Origin of the sequence: Prochlorococcus marinus str. MIT 9211 (genome assembly GCF_000018585.1) — a bacterium.
GTDB lineage: Bacteria > Cyanobacteriota > Cyanobacteriia > PCC-6307 > Cyanobiaceae > Prochlorococcus_D > Prochlorococcus_D marinus_B.
The window spans coordinates 278,849-294,893 of sequence record NC_009976.1; the positions used below are offsets into that span (position 1 = coordinate 278,849).

17 protein-coding genes and 1 tRNA gene are annotated in these 16,045 nt (G+C 39.0%); 9 read left to right on the forward strand and 9 right to left on the reverse strand.

Translation table 11 applies throughout. The features are described 5' to 3' along the window. Positions 1-46 precede the first annotated feature (46 nt). On the forward strand, positions 47-652 hold the full coding sequence (locus P9211_RS01455) for an alpha/beta hydrolase (protein ID WP_012194850.1): 606 nt from the start codon (positions 47-49) through the stop codon (positions 650-652). 12 nt (positions 653-664) lie between these two features. Here the strand turns inward: P9211_RS01455 and P9211_RS01460 are convergent, their stop codons facing one another. Continuing rightward, positions 665-1,033, reverse strand: a complete 369-nt coding sequence (locus P9211_RS01460) for a DUF3155 domain-containing protein (RefSeq protein WP_012194851.1) — start codon at positions 1,031-1,033, stop codon at positions 665-667. A gap of 313 nt (positions 1,034-1,346) precedes the next feature. On the opposite strand from P9211_RS01460, the gene P9211_RS01465 reads away from it, so the two are divergent. Continuing rightward, a complete protein-coding gene (locus P9211_RS01465) occupies positions 1,347-2,477 on the forward strand; it encodes a sensor histidine kinase (protein ID WP_012194852.1) in 1,131 nt (376 codons plus the stop codon). Here P9211_RS01465 and cobS read toward each other — a convergent pair. Continuing rightward, entirely contained in the window at positions 2,446-3,252 is an 807-nt protein-coding gene (cobS, locus tag P9211_RS01470; RefSeq protein ID WP_012194853.1) for an adenosylcobinamide-GDP ribazoletransferase, read from the reverse strand. The two genes, P9211_RS01465 and cobS, sit on opposite strands and share 32 nt — an antisense overlap. Before the next feature lie 65 nt (positions 3,253-3,317). Here cobS and tgt point away from each other — a divergent pair, with 65 nt between their 5' ends. Then, positions 3,318-4,436 (forward strand): tRNA guanosine(34) transglycosylase Tgt, encoded by a 1,119-nt coding sequence (tgt, locus tag P9211_RS01475; protein WP_012194854.1) that lies wholly within the window; start codon positions 3,318-3,320, stop codon positions 4,434-4,436. A gap of 32 nt (positions 4,437-4,468) precedes the next feature. Continuing rightward, the gene (locus P9211_RS09185; RefSeq protein ID WP_086934864.1) at positions 4,469-4,612 is read left to right on the forward strand and encodes a photosystem II reaction center protein K; all 144 of its coding nucleotides are present in this window, start codon (positions 4,469-4,471) and stop codon (positions 4,610-4,612) included. A 122-nt stretch (positions 4,613-4,734) separates the two neighbouring features. Here the strand turns inward: P9211_RS09185 and P9211_RS01480 are convergent, their stop codons facing one another. The 3 genes from P9211_RS01480 to P9211_RS01490 all read right to left on the reverse strand — a co-directional run bounded on the left by P9211_RS01480 (position 4,735) and on the right by P9211_RS01490 (position 7,146). After that, entirely contained in the window at positions 4,735-5,739 is a 1,005-nt protein-coding gene (locus P9211_RS01480) for a Gfo/Idh/MocA family protein (protein ID WP_012194856.1), read from the reverse strand. A 37-nt stretch (positions 5,740-5,776) separates the two neighbouring features. Beyond that, positions 5,777-7,060 carry a hemolysin family protein gene (locus P9211_RS01485; RefSeq protein ID WP_012194857.1) on the reverse strand — a complete coding sequence of 428 codons (1,284 nt, stop codon included), beginning with the start codon at positions 7,058-7,060 and terminating at the stop codon, positions 5,777-5,779. Between the two features lie 13 nt (positions 7,061-7,073). Beyond that, positions 7,074-7,146 (reverse strand) — tRNA-Ile (locus P9211_RS01490). Positions 7,147-7,257: 111 nt separating this feature from the next. On the opposite strand from P9211_RS01490, the gene pyrE reads away from it, so the two are divergent. Then, complete coding sequence (pyrE, locus tag P9211_RS01495) at positions 7,258-7,842, forward strand: orotate phosphoribosyltransferase (protein ID WP_012194858.1); 585 nt, start codon at positions 7,258-7,260, stop codon at positions 7,840-7,842. Beyond that, positions 7,839-8,681, forward strand: a complete 843-nt coding sequence (locus P9211_RS01500; RefSeq protein WP_012194859.1) for a folate-binding protein YgfZ — start codon at positions 7,839-7,841, stop codon at positions 8,679-8,681. Before pyrE ends, P9211_RS01500 begins: the two co-directional genes overlap by 4 nt. Position 8,682: 1 nt before the next feature. Here the strand turns inward: P9211_RS01500 and P9211_RS01505 are convergent, their stop codons facing one another. After that, entirely contained in the window at positions 8,683-10,155 is a 1,473-nt protein-coding gene (locus P9211_RS01505; RefSeq protein ID WP_012194860.1) for a TM0106 family RecB-like putative nuclease, read from the reverse strand. Positions 10,156-10,207: 52 nt separating this feature from the next. Here P9211_RS01505 and P9211_RS01510 point away from each other — a divergent pair, with 52 nt between their 5' ends. Beyond that, positions 10,208-11,665, forward strand: coding sequence for a phosphoglucomutase/phosphomannomutase family protein (locus tag P9211_RS01510; protein ID WP_012194861.1), 1,458 nt, complete (start codon positions 10,208-10,210; stop codon positions 11,663-11,665). Continuing rightward, positions 11,635-12,270, forward strand: coding sequence for an RdgB/HAM1 family non-canonical purine NTP pyrophosphatase (gene rdgB, locus P9211_RS01515; protein ID WP_012194862.1), 636 nt, complete (start codon positions 11,635-11,637; stop codon positions 12,268-12,270). The genes P9211_RS01510 and rdgB overlap by 31 nt, the downstream gene beginning before the upstream one ends. 29 nt (positions 12,271-12,299) lie before the next feature. On the opposite strand, the gene P9211_RS01520 is transcribed toward rdgB, so the two are convergent. The 3 genes from P9211_RS01520 to fabI form a co-directional block, all read right to left on the reverse strand. Then, entirely contained in the window at positions 12,300-13,787 is a 1,488-nt protein-coding gene (locus P9211_RS01520; protein WP_012194863.1) for a carotenoid oxygenase family protein, read from the reverse strand. A 75-nt stretch (positions 13,788-13,862) separates the two neighbouring features. Beyond that, entirely contained in the window at positions 13,863-14,489 is a 627-nt protein-coding gene (hisB, locus tag P9211_RS01525) for an imidazoleglycerol-phosphate dehydratase HisB (RefSeq protein ID WP_012194864.1), read from the reverse strand. A gap of 36 nt (positions 14,490-14,525) precedes the next feature. Further along, entirely contained in the window at positions 14,526-15,308 is a 783-nt protein-coding gene (fabI, locus tag P9211_RS01530) for an enoyl-ACP reductase FabI (protein WP_012194865.1), read from the reverse strand. 112 nt (positions 15,309-15,420) lie between these two features. Here fabI and P9211_RS01535 point away from each other — a divergent pair, with 112 nt between their 5' ends. After that, positions 15,421-16,041: a thioredoxin family protein gene (locus P9211_RS01535; protein ID WP_012194866.1), complete on the forward strand. Its 621-nt coding sequence runs from the start codon at positions 15,421-15,423 to the stop codon at positions 16,039-16,041. Positions 16,042-16,045: the final 4 nt, after the last annotated feature.

Below are 16,045 nucleotides of genomic sequence, written 5' to 3' on the forward strand. Positions count from 1 at the left end.
AGGTCTATAAAGAGCTAACTTACGCATCTAAGGACAAAAATGCTTAATGGAAGAGGATCTTATTTCTGTCGACTTTGAAAATGCTACTCATCGACTGATATTGCTTCATGGTTGGGGGGCTGATGCAGAAGATTTAGTCCCTGTTGGAAAAGCATTGGCAAATCAGCTTTCTATTGGATTGCAGTTGATTTGTCTGAGAGCACCTGAACATTTGAGTGAAGGGGATGGTCGTCAGTGGTATCCACTTTTCCCGCCAGATTGGTCAGCAGTCCCAGACGCTATAAAAAAATTACAAAGTCGATTCCAGAAAAATTCTTTTAGTTCAATTCCTTTTTCCAAGACATTTTTGTTGGGCTTTTCCCAAGGTGGCGCAATGGCGTTGGCTAGTGGCTGCGCATTCCCTTTCGCTGGTTTAATTGGCTGTAGTGCTTACCCTCACCCAGATTGGCTACCACAGGCCAATACACCGCCAATCTTTTTGACTCATGGGGACAATGATGAATTAGTTCCTTTAGAAGCTGCGAAAAAAATATTTGCCCTAGCCAAACAAAACAACAACCAATGTGATATTTATACCTTTAATGGTGGGCATGAAATCCCTCAAGAAGCTATAGATCAGATTAGCTCTTTTATTAGTAGTAGATGTGTTTAATAAAAAAGTAAATCAAACAAAAGCATATTCGTATTCTTCTATTTCTTCCCAATCATCAGAAGTAAGTTCTAATCCATCAAACATATTATGCTCTCCAACTGAATCAACAATTCCTCTAAGCGATGGGAAAAGGAAATGATTCTCTTCAGCATATTGTGCACTGAATAAACCTTTCTCCCCCCAAAAGAAACGATCAGTTGTGTGTTCGTTGCGACGAACATTAAGAATTGATGGAGACTTAAGTCCAGCTTCTGCGATGTACCGCCTAGCTGCTGTTACAGGCTTACAATCTCCTGTTTCAAGGTGAAAAGTTGGCACATGTGCCATGACTCTTTGGCCAGCAAGACGTCTACGGCTAATGCGTTTGCGCTTTTTTGACATGAGAAAAACTCTTTTGAATTAAAAAGGAGTTGAGATTTGCCGGGAAATCCGACTTAATAAAAGTGGTTTGCTAGACAGAAACTATTTTGATGAAAAAACCAATCTCTTTAGCTTCTGAAAGGCAAGCTCAGGGGACCCATCAACCTCTGATATAGCCTTGGTAGCACTATTGGTGCAACTTTGCCAAATTGACCTTTGGGAGAATCCAAGGATTTTCTTTATTGGCCCATTTCTTTAATCTTAATTAGTTTTTTTTTATTTATCAAGTGATTTTCTCTTCCATTTTCTACTCGTGTAAATTGATCTAGTAATTATGCAGTTTTCGGATAGGTTCCTAAATCTTGTTCATCAGCAATTAAACAGCTTCGAAAAGGAGGCTGAGCTGGAAAATGTTGTCGTATATGTAGCTCAGAGCAATCAGGAGGGATCACCAACTTTAGAAGTAGTCGGACAAATTCCAAGAAATAGGAAGAAAGTTTTGCCTCCAATTGCAAATGACCCTGATTTAAGAGTGCCTTCTCCTAATCGGAGGTGGTATCCATTGCAAGATGGTTCTGTTTTGTTAGGTGTGCTTAGAGCTGAGCGTTTTTCTTCAGAACAAGGATGGCCAGATCTTCTAGACCAGCAATTGCAAGCTACTGCTTCGGCTTTGTCTAATTGCTTGAGTTTAGAGCTTGACCGAAAGAGACTTCTAGAAGAACTAACTCAACAGAGAGAGCAAATTGGGATGTTGGTTCATCAGTTAAAAAACCCTTTGGCAGCTTTAAAAACATATGCACAGCTTCTTTTGAGAAAACTTGGTCCTGAGAGCTCTCAAAGAAGCTTGGTTGAAGGACTAATGACCGAACAGAAGCAATTTAATAAATACTTAATAGCGCTGGATCAGTTAAGCCATACTAAGACTCCTAATAAAGCATTAACTTCCGCTAGATTATTATTGCCTCCGCTATTAACTAACTCAGATAATTTGGACTTAAGAGAATTACTTAAGCCTTTAATTGATCGAGCATCTGTAACTTCTAAGTTGCAGGGCCGAGAATGGTTTGGACCTGTAAATTGGCCAAATTGGACTAAAGAAGATCGCCCTATTTCAGAAGGAGTTATAGCAGAGATAGTGGCTAACCTTTTGGAAAATGCTTTTCGCTATAGCCCCCCTGGAGTTTCTCTTGGGATGACTTTCAATGAAGAAGGAATTTGTGTTTGGGATGCTGGTGATCCAATCCCTACTGAAGAAAGAGATCGCATTTTCTTTAGAGGGTTTAGAAGTGAAAATATTACCGATTTTCAAGGTACTGGATTAGGCTTAGCTTTAGGTAAGGAACTGGCAGAAGAGTTTGGAGGCGAATTATACTTGGAGACGAAACCTAAACGCTTTGATGACTCTCTACCTAATAAAGGAAATGCATTTATACTTAGTATACCTCCAAGAAAAATCCCAGAATAATCAACATTAATGTTTCTGTTAATACACAAGAGGCACCATATGAATCACCGTTGTGACCTCCTAGGCGATTACCCAACCAATTAGGTATCAAAAATACCGGGATAGTGCCCACTAAAGTTCCAATTAATAAATTAAATCGAACTATTTTAGTTTCTGGAATAATTGAAAATATAGTTGATATAATAACAATTATTATCAATGAAGGTATAATTTCTTTTAAAAACCCTTTCCAGTTATCTTTGTGGAACTTTCCCATTCCTTTATCTTTCAAATAGGGGAATTTATCTATTGCCCATAAAGGAGAAATTCTTCCAAAAAATGATGCTATTGGAATTGCTATAATTGATAGATTATTTAATTTCAACAGTGCTGAAATTTGAATCAAAATAATAGCAATAATAGCGAGACTACCAATTGCTCCTGCATTGCTATCTTTCATGGCTTCCATTTGCTTTTCCTGTCCTGCTGCTATCCCATCTGCCGTATCTATTAACCCATCAAAATGAAGGCCACCAGTCAGATAAATTGCTAAGGCAACTGATATAAGAGCCAATGATTCTGTTGGCCAACCTAGTTTAGAAAGTATTAACCAGATAGTAATTTGTATACATCCTATAAAAAAACCTATTGCTGGTCCAAAGCGTGCGATGCGCTTGAACTGTGGCTTTATACCTGGCCAATGAGGCAAAATTGTATAAAAGACCCATGCGCCAGCAAAGTCCTTTAGCCAGTTCGGTGGAATCAGAAAAAACTTTTTTAATGCCCTGAATAACACCGTAGGTTGTTAGATAATTAAAGGCTGATTAAGCCTTTAATTATATTTACAAAAGTAATTCGGCTGTGTTTAGTTTTCAGATCAACTCAAATTGTTCTAGTACCCGAGCTCGCGTGGGGTGCCTAAATACACCTCATGGAGATGTCCATACGCCTCAGTTCATGCCTGTAGGAACGCTTGGAACGGTTAAAGGAGTTTCTCCTGATCAGTTATTGAAGACGGGCTCAGAGATGATTCTTGCTAATACTTATCACTTACATCTGCAGCCTGGTGAGGAGATAGTTCATGAGGCTGGGGGGCTGCATAAATTTATGGGTTGGGATCAGCCAATCCTTACTGACTCTGGAGGCTACCAAGTGTTTAGTTTGGGGAAATTGAATAAAATTGATGATGAAGGAGTCGAATTTAAGAATCCACGCGATGGAAGTCATCTCAAGTTGACTCCTGAGATAGCTATACAAATTCAGATGAGTTTAGGGTCAGATATTGCTATGGCATTTGATCAATGTCCTCCATACCCAGCAACCTTTAATGATGTCGAAGAAGCTTGTCTTAGAACTCATAATTGGTTAGAGAGGTCTATCGCAATCCACAACAAATCAGACCAGGCTTTGTTTGGGATTATTCAAGGAGGCTGCTACCCCGAGTTGAGAGAGGAAAGTGCAAGGGTTGTCTCTAGCTTTAATTTGCCTGGAATAGCAATTGGGGGAGTTAGCGTGGGTGAACCAAGTGATCAAATTAATCATATTGTTCGCAAAGTCGCCCCTTTGTTACCCGAGGGAATCCCAAGGTATTTAATGGGTATTGGATCTCTTAGAGAACTTGCAATTGCTGTTTCTAATGGAATTGATCTTTTTGATTGTGTAATGCCTACAAGATTGGGACGGCATGGCACAGCTTTAGTTAGTGGTGAAAGATGGAATTTGAGAAATGCAACTTTTAGAAATGATCACAAACCTTTAGATGAAACTTGTCTTTGTGAAACTTGCACTAACCACACGAGAGCCTATCTCCATCATCTAATTCGTAGTGAGGAACTGCTTGGTCTAACCCTTTTAAGCGTCCATAACATAAGTCATTTGATTCGTTTTACACGCGCAATGGGCAGAGCGATCGAGGACGGATGTTTTTCAGAGGATTTCGCTCCATGGCAGAAAGACTCCATTGCGCATTACACGTGGTAGCGTCTCTTCGAATGTAAATGAATTATTTAGGGATGGCACCGCTTACCCTCGACTTGCTTGCACAGTTACCTGAGGCTTACCGAATTTATGCTCCAACGGTTGATGTGCTCCCGTTAATTCCTCTTCTGTTTTTCTTGCTTGTATTTGTTTGGCAAGCAGCAGTGGGCTTCCGTTGAATTTATTTATTTGATTTAAGTTGTTACTGTACAACTTGCAAATTTTTAAATTTCAGCAGTTTTAATGGGCTATTGCTTAGCCCAAATATTTTAATGAGAACTTAAGCTATTTAGCGGTTAGGCTAAATGGCTTTTTCTAATGAGATTCCCTCTCCAGGATGATCAACAGCGTGTTCTATTAGATCTGCAAGAAAAAGTGCTCTAGATGCTTGCTGCCCATCTACAGCAGGAGTTTCTAAGCCTCTTACGCATTGAAGAAAATGTTCAAGCTCTGCGTATAAAGGTTCAATTGAAGTGGTACTAACTTCTTCAATAAATCCATCATTTCTATATAGCAATTCTCCATGATCTGCCGAATACCATTCATGTGATCGACGATGAATGTGCAGTGTGTGGTTTAGGAAATCTGTTTCAACAAGACTTTTCTTGCAATGTGCGGTAAGACTACGAATCTTTTTATGACTCATTTTGCTTGCAGTAAGACTCGCCACCACACCATTACTAAAACCAAGAGTTGCATTTACATAATCCATAGGACCATCTCCGCTACGGCCACCAACTGCAGCCAACCTAACTACAGGGGCATTAGCAAGCTCAAGTACTAGATCAAGATCATGAATCATTAGATCTAACACCACAGAAACATCATTAGCTCTATCTGCATGAGGACTATGACGTCTTGCTTCTAAAACAACAACTTCCTCGTTAGTGACTACTTTCGTTAATTCTTTAAAAGCTGGATTAAACCTTTCTATATGACCAACTTGAAGTAATCGATTGGCTTTATTTGATGCGGCTATGAGATCTGAAGCTTCTAATTGACTTGCCGCAATTGGCTTTTCTATAAGAACATGCTTTTTAGCCTCAAGACAATTAAGACCAACTTTATGATGAAGCAACGTAGGAACTGCAATGCAGACAGCCTCTACTTGATCTAGCAAGCTCTCGTAGTTTTCATACCATTCACAATTAAATTGCTCAGTAGCAAGTTGGCCTCGATCGGGATCTAAATCAGCCACACCAATTAGCTCTGCATCTTTAAGAAGGCTTAAAACACGGGCATGGTGCCAGCCCATGTTCCCAATTCCTATTACCCCAACCTTTACAGGAGTCATGGCTGGGGTCATGAAACGGTCACAATGAATTTACTGAGATTACTCTCCATCAATCCTTATCAGTAACTTTTTGGGGCAACATTATTTTTACTAGATCAATTCTTGGCCCTCTCATAGAAGTAATTTCAAAAATAATTCCATTATCTAGAAGGGTTTCTCCTTTGGAAGGAACGCTTTGAAGCTTTTCTAATAAGAAGCCAGCAAGCGTATAGTGATTTATGTTTTCAGGAAGATCGATATTCAATTGTCGATTAAGTTCAATAATTTCTAGATCGCCTGCAGCAATCCACGTTTTGGAACTGTTATTTATTCTTCGTAGAATAGGCTCTTTTTTACCTGAATCAATTTCTTCACCAACGATTTCTCCTGTTAAGTCTGCTGCTGTTATAAGCCCTTCAGTCCCTCCATGCTCATCGACCACTAACAAAAAAGGGTTTCCTTTTCTTATTAAGGGAAGCAACATCTCTAATGTGCAAGTTTCTGCAACTCGTGCAACAGGCTTGATATATTTTTCCAAAGGTGTATCAGGATTCATTTCTCCTTTCGAAATTGGCTCGGCTAAGAGGCGCAGGTCTAGAACTCCAAGAACGTTATCAAGTGAATCACCAATAACCAAAAAACGAGCATGTCGAGTTAAATGAACTTTGCTCATTAATTCAGAGAAAAGAACATTTCTGGGAAGGGTCACCATCCCTGAACGAGGGACCATAACTTCGCGAACTTGTGTATCTCTAAGCGCGAAGACACCTTCCAGAATATTTTTTTCATCAGGGTGCAGACCAGTAACTTTGCCTGATTCAATAAGGGTTTCTAATTCTCCTGCTGATAAAGCAGTAACTAATGATTCCCACTGCATGTTCAACCCAATTAACCTCAGTAAAAAAGAAGAGATTGTTTCTAATAAAGAAAGAATAGGAGTCATTGCTCTTATTACTCCTTCTAGAAGAGGCGAGATTCGCAGAGCAGATTTTTCAGGATTGCTAAGAACCAATGCTTTTGGTAGGAGGCCAGAAAGCAATGTTCCAAGTAAGACAATGCTCAGAAAGATGGTGAGATTTAATAAGCGAGATTTTGATTCTGTAGAAAAGAACCATAAGTTTGCTAGTTCATTTGCTAACCATCCCAAGGCAACTAGCGCAATTGTTATACCTAGTTGAGCGGCCATTAATGTTCTACGTAACCTTTTTTGCAGCCTGTGAATTGAATGGGCGCCTGGTTGCTTTTCCTCAATCAGTCTTTCTACTCGACTTGGCCTAAGTCGTAATATTGCAAGCTCTCCTGCAGCAAAAAATGCTGGCAGTGAAAGTAGTATTGCGAGAAGAAGAAGCCTCATCAAGATGATCAAATGGGGGTGGCGAGGATCGAACTCGCCTAAGGCGAATTATGAGTTCGCTGCATTCACCAGATTGCTACACCCCCCTTCTAAAGGATTTTTACAAGGTTTTAGTGTGTTGTGAAGACCTTTAAAGGAATAATAATTACATGGATCGATATTGAAGCAACTCAATCCTTAAAGATGTCATTTTCAAAATGAATCCAATTGCACAATCTAAAGACTCTTCAAGAGAAAAGCTTTTAAGCCTGCTTGCCTCTAATGCTTATAGGCATGGCACATTCACCTTGTCTTCAGGTAAAAAGAGTAACCATTATGTAAATTGCAAGCCTGTAACACTTAGTGGATTTGGCCTCGTATTGTTAAGCGATTTATTCCTTCCTCATGTTGAAGAAGACTCTATCGCTGTTGCGGGCCTTACGTTAGGAGCAGATCCTTTGGTTAGCGGCTTAGCAATGGCTGCTGCTCAACAAGAAAGGACACTTAATGCCTTAATTGTGAGGAAAGAGCCTAAAGGACATGGGACTGAGGCTTGGATTGAAGGACCTCTTCCTCCAAAAGGATCTGTGATCACTGTTCTAGAGGATGTTGTAACTACTGGAGGCTCTTCTCTTAAAGCAGTTTCGCAAATTTCGAAAGCAGGTTATAAAGTTAATAGGATTCTTGCAATTGTTGATAGGCAAGAGGGTGCTGCTATGGAAATACAAAAATCAGGTTTGCTGCTTATCAGTCTTTTTAACCTTGATGAGCTTGTCCAGAGAGCCAAAGACATATCGAGTTGAATTTCCCAAACTCTTTTTTTTGGAAAGCAGCTCTACCTCGATTTCGATTAAATGGTCGAGGTAGTAGAAAGTTCTTGCAAGGGCAAACAACTGCTGAAATAATCCATCCCGAGGGAAATCATAAATATTTAAGAACTTGCTGGCTTTCGCCGACTGGGAGGCTTAAAGCATTATTAGAGGTTAGATTCATCGACCAAGATGCTGAGGTGGTTGTACTTGGAGGGAACAGTCAAAAATTATTAAATGGATTTGATCAAGTTATTTTCCCTTCGGATCAGGTTGAGATTCAATCTATAGGTTTTATTCAAAGAGTTCAGGAGCTCTCTTATAAAAAAACTTGGGGTGAATGTTATGTCGAATGGCTTTTGCCTTCTGAATCTACAAGTTCTGTTTTTGATGGATTTCAGCCTGCCAATAAAAATCAAATTGAAGAATGGAGAATTAGACAGGGTCTGCCTATTGGTCTTGGAGAATTAAACGAGAAAACTAACCCTTTCGAGCTAGGACTGTCTAATTTAATCAATCTAAATAAGGGGTGTTATTTAGGACAAGAAACTATGGCAAAATTAAAAAATAATTCATTATTAAAACAACAATTGCGTTTTTGGGAGATTAATAAAGAAATGACTTCTGATGATACTTTGGTTGGGAATTACCTAGAAATAGGCGGGGATAAAGCAGGCTACATTACTTCATCTATGCAAATAGAAGATGGTAAGACTATTGGACTTGCTTTGATAAGAAGAAAGTACATCTCTGAGAAGTTATTATTTATTGCAGACACGTCTATTTCATTAGAAGTAACTTCACCGATAGGATTTGTAGATTTCTTAATATAGGCTATTTATGTTCTCTATCATTATTTAAAAGCCATTGTGCTATAACCCAGGTTGCTATGCAGTCATCCTGATTGTATCTGAGGAGTTTTTTAAGGTTAGCCTTGTGCACTATTGAATTGTTTTGTGTTGAACGCCATTGTCTCCACCATAGTAAAGCTTGAGCTCCATCCACATTCTTTTGGTCCCATTTAAAACCTAACCATTGAGCAACACCTTTGAGGCCATAGCTATTAACTGGTAATAGCCAATGTTTTCTTACTCTTTCGTGAACATCTACAAATCTATTTTGAATAGAATTTAATTCTAAATCTGGCATCCCATGACGCTTTGCCATCTTTTGAAAAGACAAGTATTCTGTCTCTCCATAATGAAGAATGGGCCAGGAATTAAAATTATTAAATTGTTTATAAATTTCAAATAAAGTATCTTTTTCATCCTTATTAGAGATAGTAAGTATATTATTATAATTAAAATTATCTACATCCCAATTCCTGATTCCTGTTTTCCTAATAGAAATAAAACCATGAAGAAAATCATGGTTAGCATCTGGATCAGATTCTATATCATAAATAATAACACCAGGCACATTGCTTAGTTCAGGTAAGACAGGGTTTGTATTTATCCTCTTAGGTATTGAGCTTAGCTGTACTTTAGCTTGATTAATTAATTGATGGGAAAGCATGTCATTTTTGCCCCCAAAAGTGTCTAGCTTATCGCTTAGAAAAATTGACTTTGCTTTTGCTAATTCTGTAATATTGTTAATTCCAATTGATTGAAGAATTTCCTGTCGCTTTGAACCAATTCCATTGATTTCACTTAGATGACCTTCTTCTAAAGCTTTCTTATTGCATACTTTATTCCAGGGGCAAAGCACACATTTTTTTCTGTCTGAGGTTAGTGATGGCGGATCTTTTTTATCTAAGTCTATAATCAATTTATTTATTGAATTAAGTAATTGCTGGTGAAGCTTCTTACTAAGGAAAACTTTATCTATCTCTAGGCCGTTTTTAGTTAATGAGATGGCTAAACCTTCGTCTATAGATGATTGCTGGAATTGTTCTAGTAAATGCCCCCATAAGGCAAGGCTAAGTCTATGATTTCTTGTAATTCTACGCCCTTGCCTGACAATTACGGGTTGGTATTTGAAGTTCCCAAAGCAACTATTCCCTTTTGTTTTGTGAAGTATCAAAGGGTGAGCTTCTATGTGATGATTAAAAAAATTGCTTGTTTTTAGTCTGATCCCAACAACGTTTTCCTCTCCTTTAAGGCAACCTTTAATGCCATAACCTGGCTTTGTACAGGAAAATGCTTTGAGACTTTTGTATTGGTGATCAAGTTGCAGGCTTCTGTGAGCTAGCCAAATTTTTCTTTCTTTATTTTCATATACATCCAACCAGGCTTTACGCTTGCAGCGAATCCAACTGCTTAGCAAACGATCTGTAATTATCTTGCTTTCTATTGGAGGGATACTCATACATAGACCTTAAGGTGCTTGTTTTTTCTTTTATTTCAACTAAGTCTTAGATATGTTTAAGAATTCCTTGAAATTGCAATCTGATCCAATCCGATTTGGCACAGATGGTTGGCGAGGTGTTTTAGGGGTTGATATCACTCTAGAAAGGTTGCTTTCTGTGGCGACAGCAGCGACTCAGGAACTTGCTTACCGTGCTCCAAAGGGATTAAGCAATAAAGTTATCATTGGCTATGATCAAAGGTTTTTAGCGCCTGAGTTTGCTGCAGCTATCTCTTGTGCTGTCAGAGGTTGCGAACTTGAGCCATTAATTTCCGAAACTCCAGTAACAACTCCGGCGTGTAGCTGGGCTGTTGTTCAGCATCAAGCTATAGGGGCATTAGTCATTACTGCTAGCCACAACCCTCCTGAATGGCTTGGTTTGAAGATTAAGGGACCATCTGGATGTTCTGTAGATAGTGACTTCACCCAGGCAGTTGAGCACAGGCTTTTGGCAGGGGGGATAACTATGCCAATTAACGGCATAACAGAAAGCTTTAATTGTCGAGAGCAGCATATAGCTGGCTTAAAGCGAAAGTTTGATATAGAGAAAATTGCAAATGGACTTAAGGCAATGGGCCTCAAGGTAATAATTGACTATATGCATGGGTCTGCTGCTGGCTGTATCGCAGAACTTTTTGGGGATGGTTCACAAGAATTTTTACAAGAAATTCGAGTAAATAGAGACCCATTGTTTGGCGGAAATCCTCCAGAGCCTTTATCGCAGTATTTAGGTCAACTCATCTCATCTGTTAAAGCCTCTTCAGCTGCTGGTACGCAATCATTGGGTTTAGTTTTTGATGGCGATGGTGATCGAATCGCTGCAATAGATGAACAAGGGCGATTTTGCAGTAATCAATTGTTAGTACCTCTTTTTATAGATCATCTTGTTGGTGTGAAGAATTTGCCAGGATGTGTAATTAAAACTGTCAGTGGATCAGATTTGATAGCTCTTGTTGCAGAAAAATTAGGGCGAGAAGTGATTGAAGTTCCTGTTGGTTTTAAGTTTATTGCTTCAGAAATGTTTAATAGAGATGTGCTACTTGGGGGAGAGGAATCAGGAGGTATAGGTTTTGGATCTCATATCCCTGAAAGAGATGCTTTATATGCTGCTTTGGTTTTGTTAGAAGCTGTCACTTCTATAAAGATGCCTTTAGGCGAAAGAGTAAATACTTTGCATGATTGTTTTGGTAAAAGTTATTATGACCGAATAGATTTAAGACTTGAAGATAACAATTGCCGAGTAAGATTAGAAGAATTATTGAGAAACAGTCCTCCGAATTCAATCTCTGATGAGATAGTACAAGAGGTTATTATGATTGATGGCTACAAGTTGAAATTAGGAGAATGCCACTGGCTTATGTTTAGGTTCTCTGGTACAGAACCTCTTTTGAGGATCTATTGCGAAGCTCCAACTCCAATTCAAGTTGAGAAGAATCTTGCATGGGCAAGGCAATTTGCTGTAGAAATATGAGTGTCAATTCTCAAAAAAATAATAATAACTTGGTTGTAGCGAGTGGGAATATGGGGAAGGTTGAGGAGTTTAAGCAACTTTTATCTGGTTTAAGTTTAAATATTATTAGTCAACCAGATGGAGTTAAAGTGGATGAAACAGGAGAAACTTTTTCAGATAATGCAAAGTTAAAAGCTCTTTATGTGGCAAAATTTACAGGGGAATTTGCTCTTGCTGATGATTCTGGATTAGTTGTAGAAGCTTTAGATGGTGCTCCTGGTGTTTACTCTGCTAGATATGGCAATACTGATAAAGAAAGGGTCGATAGATTGCTGAGAGAATTATTACCTTTTAAGAATAGAAATGCATCTTTTATTTCTTCACTTTGCTTGGCTTCGGCAGAAGATGGTGTTTTATTTGAGGTTGAAGGAAGATGTGAAGGAATTATTACATATACAGCAAGAGGTAATAAAGGTTTTGGTTATGATCCAGTCTTTGAAGTTAGAGGTACTGGATTGACATTCGCAGAGATGAGAGCAAAAGATAAAAGGCTTGTAAGTCATCGTGGCAAAGCTTTTGAGGCATTAATGCCAAGCCTAAAAAAATTATTCAGCCTTAAATATTGATGATTTAAATAAAGCTTACCCGAGTTAATTTAACCTTCAACCCAACTTCCATGTAATCCATGAGGAATTGCCAGCGGTAACTCCAAAATAGCTTGTTCACTTAAATCATTGGCGTTTAAAATTACTAAATCACTAGCTAGTCTTTCCCCATTCCATACAACAGTTAAAACCCAACCATCATCCTCATTTGATGAACTAGTTGGTACCATGATTGGTTCACTGACAAATCCTCTTGGTGCAGCACTCCAAATATGCTTTTGTGAATTAAATAAATCGAATTTCTTAATGTTCTGCAGAGGGCCATTCCCATGCTCTTTCTGTGCAGTTGCCATCCAGCTGTATCTGGCTTTCATTCCAAGCATTCGAGGATTAACCATTGCGAATTCACAACATTGATTGCTTAATACTTCTGTTGTAACATTTTTGTTTAATAAGTTAATCCTGCATTTCTTTAATATACCTTCAGGAATTTCATCAAAATTAATCTCTAGAAAATTTTCATTAGGCTGAATTGAAGGAAAGTCATTATAGAAAATACTTTCAATAACGACCTCTGAGTTCTCTTCCCAAGCATTTAGATGATGAAAAACAAATCCATCTGGAGCCTCAAATATCCTAGGTGGCTCTAATGCATAGCAGCCTGAATCTCTAGGAATTAATAAGAACCTTCCTTTGTTATTTTTTGAAGATGATAAACATTGAGCGGCACCTTTTTGACCAAATATGAATGGCAATGGGTTGAAGTCAATTGCATTTTGTAAGAACACTGCCCAATTTGGAGTAATTGCAAAGTCATGTAGGAATGCAAATCCATTAAAGGTATCTTTTCGGTTGGATATCAATACTCCTGCGTCATCACCTTGGGTTGAAAACTCCATTAACCGTATGGTGCTTTTGGGGCCTGTATTTACTCCAAAAGTTACCATTCTAGATTGATTGTTATGGCCTGGATCAAATCGAGGATGAGCACTAAAAGCTTCACCTGGGTTTAGCACTCCATTTAAGTTGGAAATTCCATGAGTGTCTAAACTTCTAGGGTCAAGTGAGTAAGGACTTGCTGCTTCCCAGAGGGCCAAAAGTTCATTGCCAAGCAACACAACATTTGTATTGGCAATATTTTTTAAACGAAGATCGAAAGCATTAGATAAAGCCCCTCCGGCTTTTTGGGTCCCAAATACCCCTCTATATATAAATTTTCCAGCTTTTTCTTCTTCTTGCCAGGCTTTTGTTCTAACAAAACGATTGGTGAGATTTGCTTTACCTTCCTCGAACCTTAGGGAGGTAATCATTCCATCCCCATCGAATGGATGATGGACCCATTGTCCATTTCTCTCTAATCGGCCTGGTCCATTTCGGTACAAAGTACCAAATAGATCTTTTGGTATTGCACCTTTAGCAGCCTTTAATTCAAAGTTACTGAATTCTTTATCAACATTAGAGTAAGCACTTGACCAGTCACTCCTTTCAAAGTTTTCAGAAGCCTTCGTTTTCGTTGTTGGGAAGGCGTTCTCAGACACTGTTTATTTTTATTAGGAGAGTTAATGATCGCGCAAATACTTTCAAAACGCGAATGAAATGTTTCAGCCTTGGCTTCAAATTTGTTTTGGTTTGCTTCCTGCCTGCTCTAGAACGCCTTTGCTGCTAGGTATAGCATCTCCTCTTCTAGGGTCTAATTCAGTTGCCAATCTTAGTGCTCTAGCAAATGCTTTGAAACATGCTTCAACTATGTGATGAGAATTAGTACCATCTAGTTGACGAATATGAAGGGTTAGCCCGCTGTTGTTTACAACGGCAATAAAAAATTCTTTTACTAATTCTGTTTCATAGCTACCGATTCTTTGAGAAGGGATGTTTAGGCCGTAGCTCAGATGAGGCCGCCCAGAGCAATCAAGAACAACTTGAACTAATGCCTCATCCAAAGGCGCAGAAAAGTGTCCAAATCGATTGATCCCTTGCCTTTCCCCGAGGGATTCAGATAATGCTTGCCCAATTGCGATTCCAACGTCCTCATTAGTGTGATGATCATCAATATGTGTATCTCCTTTTGCGATTACTTCTAAATCAAAAAGTCCATGACTTGATAACTGTTGAAGCATGTGATCAAGAAAAGCAACACCAGTGGAAATCTTGCATTTGCCTTTTCCATCAAGTCCTAATCGAACGGTGACATTCGTCTCTTTAGTGACGCGATGCACTTCGCCTGTCCTTTGAAGACTCATATGGTTCTCCACTCTGAAGGCATTTTGAAACCTAGATCACATTCCATTAATGCAATACCCTGCATCAACGTAAATAGTTTGCCCTGAAATCCCACTTGATAGATCGCTTAGTAAGAAAGTTGCTGTATTTCCAACTTCAGTTTGGGTCACAGTTCGGCGTAAGGGAGCTTTCTCTTCCACATTATGGATCATGTCAAGTATGCCTCCAATTGCGGAGCTTGCCAATGTTCTAATAGGGCCTGCACTAATAGCATTTACTCGCACTTGTTTCTCTGGTCCAAGCTCGGCTGAAAGATACCTTACTGAAGCTTCAAGAGCAGCCTTCGCAACTCCCATAACGTTGTAATTAGGAATTGCTCGTTCTGCACCTAGATAGGTAAGAGTAACTACTCCAGCCTTTTCGCTGAAAAGAGGTTTTGCATATTTACAAAGTGGAGCAAGAGAGTAAGCACTGATGTCTAATGCTCTGGCAAAACCTTCTGATGTTGTGTCACTATAATCTCCTACAAGCTCTTCTTTCCCAGCGAAAGCAAGGCAATGCACAAGACCATCTAATACTCCCCACTTTTCTTTTATGGCATTAAATACTTCTTCAATTTGGACAGAGTTTTGAACATTTAGAGGGAGAAATAAAGATGGATTTAGGGGAGAAGTTAATTCTCTAACTTTTGCTTCAAACCGTCCTTTCTCGTCAGGAAGATAGGTGATCCCAAGTTCAGCCCCTGCAGCATGTAACTGTTGGGCAATCCCCCAAGCTATTGAGCGATTGTTTGCAATTCCTGTGACAAGGATTTTTTTACCACTTAGATCTAGGAGCATTTGTTTGGGAAATATTTAAATGGTTTTAATTATTCTCTACTACTGAGGTGCCTCTTATCTATTTAACTAAGCAACTATTTTAAAAGAGCCTAATTTTGCCAGCATCATTCTTATGGTTAGAACGACATCGACGATGTTGCCTTTAGGTACAGCCTTGCCCTTCTTTGACTTACCTGTTGTTCAAGGAACATCTTTTCGGCACCCTATTACTCAAAAGAAGTTTGATCGAATTAGCAGCAAACTCTTTAAAACGAAGCCATTGCTCATAATGATTCTTTGTGCTCATTGTCCCTTTGTAAAGCATGTAGAGAGTCAATTAACGAAATTGGACCAAGATTATCTTGATGAAGTTGATTTCCTCGCTATAGCAAGCAATAGCTTAATTACCCACCCGCAAGATGGCCCTGAGAACCTTTTAGCTCAATCTATAGGGCATGGATGGAGATTCCCATACTTGCTTGACTCTGATCAGCACTTTGCTAAATCGCTGCATGCTTCTTGTACCCCTGAGTTTTTTCTTTTTTCTCCTAACCAACAGGGCAGGCAAAGTTTGAATTATCGAGGTCAGCTAGATGGCAGCAGGCCAGGTAACGAAGTTCCATTAACCGGGATTGATTTGCGCATGGCTATAAAAGCTGTTTTAAAAAAAGAAAAAGTTTTTTTGAATCAAAAACCTTCTATTGGGTGCAATATTAAGTGGCACCCTGGCAATGAACCGTCTTGGTTTGGTTGATTTG

What these genes read in the sequence shown, in the direction of transcription:
- P9211_RS01455 (WP_012194850.1), top strand. Translation starts at nt 47, where the DNA reads ATGGAAGAGGATCTTATTTCTGTCGACTTTGAAAATGCTACTCATCGA.
- P9211_RS01460 (WP_012194851.1), bottom strand. Translation starts at nt 1,033, where the DNA reads ATGTCAAAAAAGCGCAAACGCATTAGCCGTAGACGTCTTGCTGGCCAA.
- P9211_RS01465 (WP_012194852.1), top strand. Translation starts at nt 1,347, where the DNA reads ATGCAGTTTTCGGATAGGTTCCTAAATCTTGTTCATCAGCAATTAAAC.
- P9211_RS09185 (WP_086934864.1), top strand. Translation starts at nt 4,469, where the DNA reads ATGGCACCGCTTACCCTCGACTTGCTTGCACAGTTACCTGAGGCTTAC.
- P9211_RS01480 (WP_012194856.1), bottom strand. Translation starts at nt 5,739, where the DNA reads ATGACCCCAGCCATGACTCCTGTAAAGGTTGGGGTAATAGGAATTGGG.
- P9211_RS01485 (WP_012194857.1), bottom strand. Translation starts at nt 7,060, where the DNA reads ATGAGGCTTCTTCTTCTCGCAATACTACTTTCACTGCCAGCATTTTTT.
- pyrE (WP_012194858.1), top strand. Translation starts at nt 7,258, where the DNA reads ATGAATCCAATTGCACAATCTAAAGACTCTTCAAGAGAAAAGCTTTTA.
- P9211_RS01505 (WP_012194860.1), bottom strand. Translation starts at nt 10,155, where the DNA reads ATGAGTATCCCTCCAATAGAAAGCAAGATAATTACAGATCGTTTGCTA.
- P9211_RS01510 (WP_012194861.1), top strand. Translation starts at nt 10,208, where the DNA reads ATGTTTAAGAATTCCTTGAAATTGCAATCTGATCCAATCCGATTTGGC.
- rdgB (WP_012194862.1), top strand. Translation starts at nt 11,635, where the DNA reads ATGGGCAAGGCAATTTGCTGTAGAAATATGAGTGTCAATTCTCAAAAA.
- hisB (WP_012194864.1), bottom strand. Translation starts at nt 14,489, where the DNA reads ATGAGTCTTCAAAGGACAGGCGAAGTGCATCGCGTCACTAAAGAGACG.
- fabI (WP_012194865.1), bottom strand. Translation starts at nt 15,308, where the DNA reads ATGCTCCTAGATCTAAGTGGTAAAAAAATCCTTGTCACAGGAATTGCA.
- P9211_RS01535 (WP_012194866.1), top strand. Translation starts at nt 15,421, where the DNA reads ATGGTTAGAACGACATCGACGATGTTGCCTTTAGGTACAGCCTTGCCC.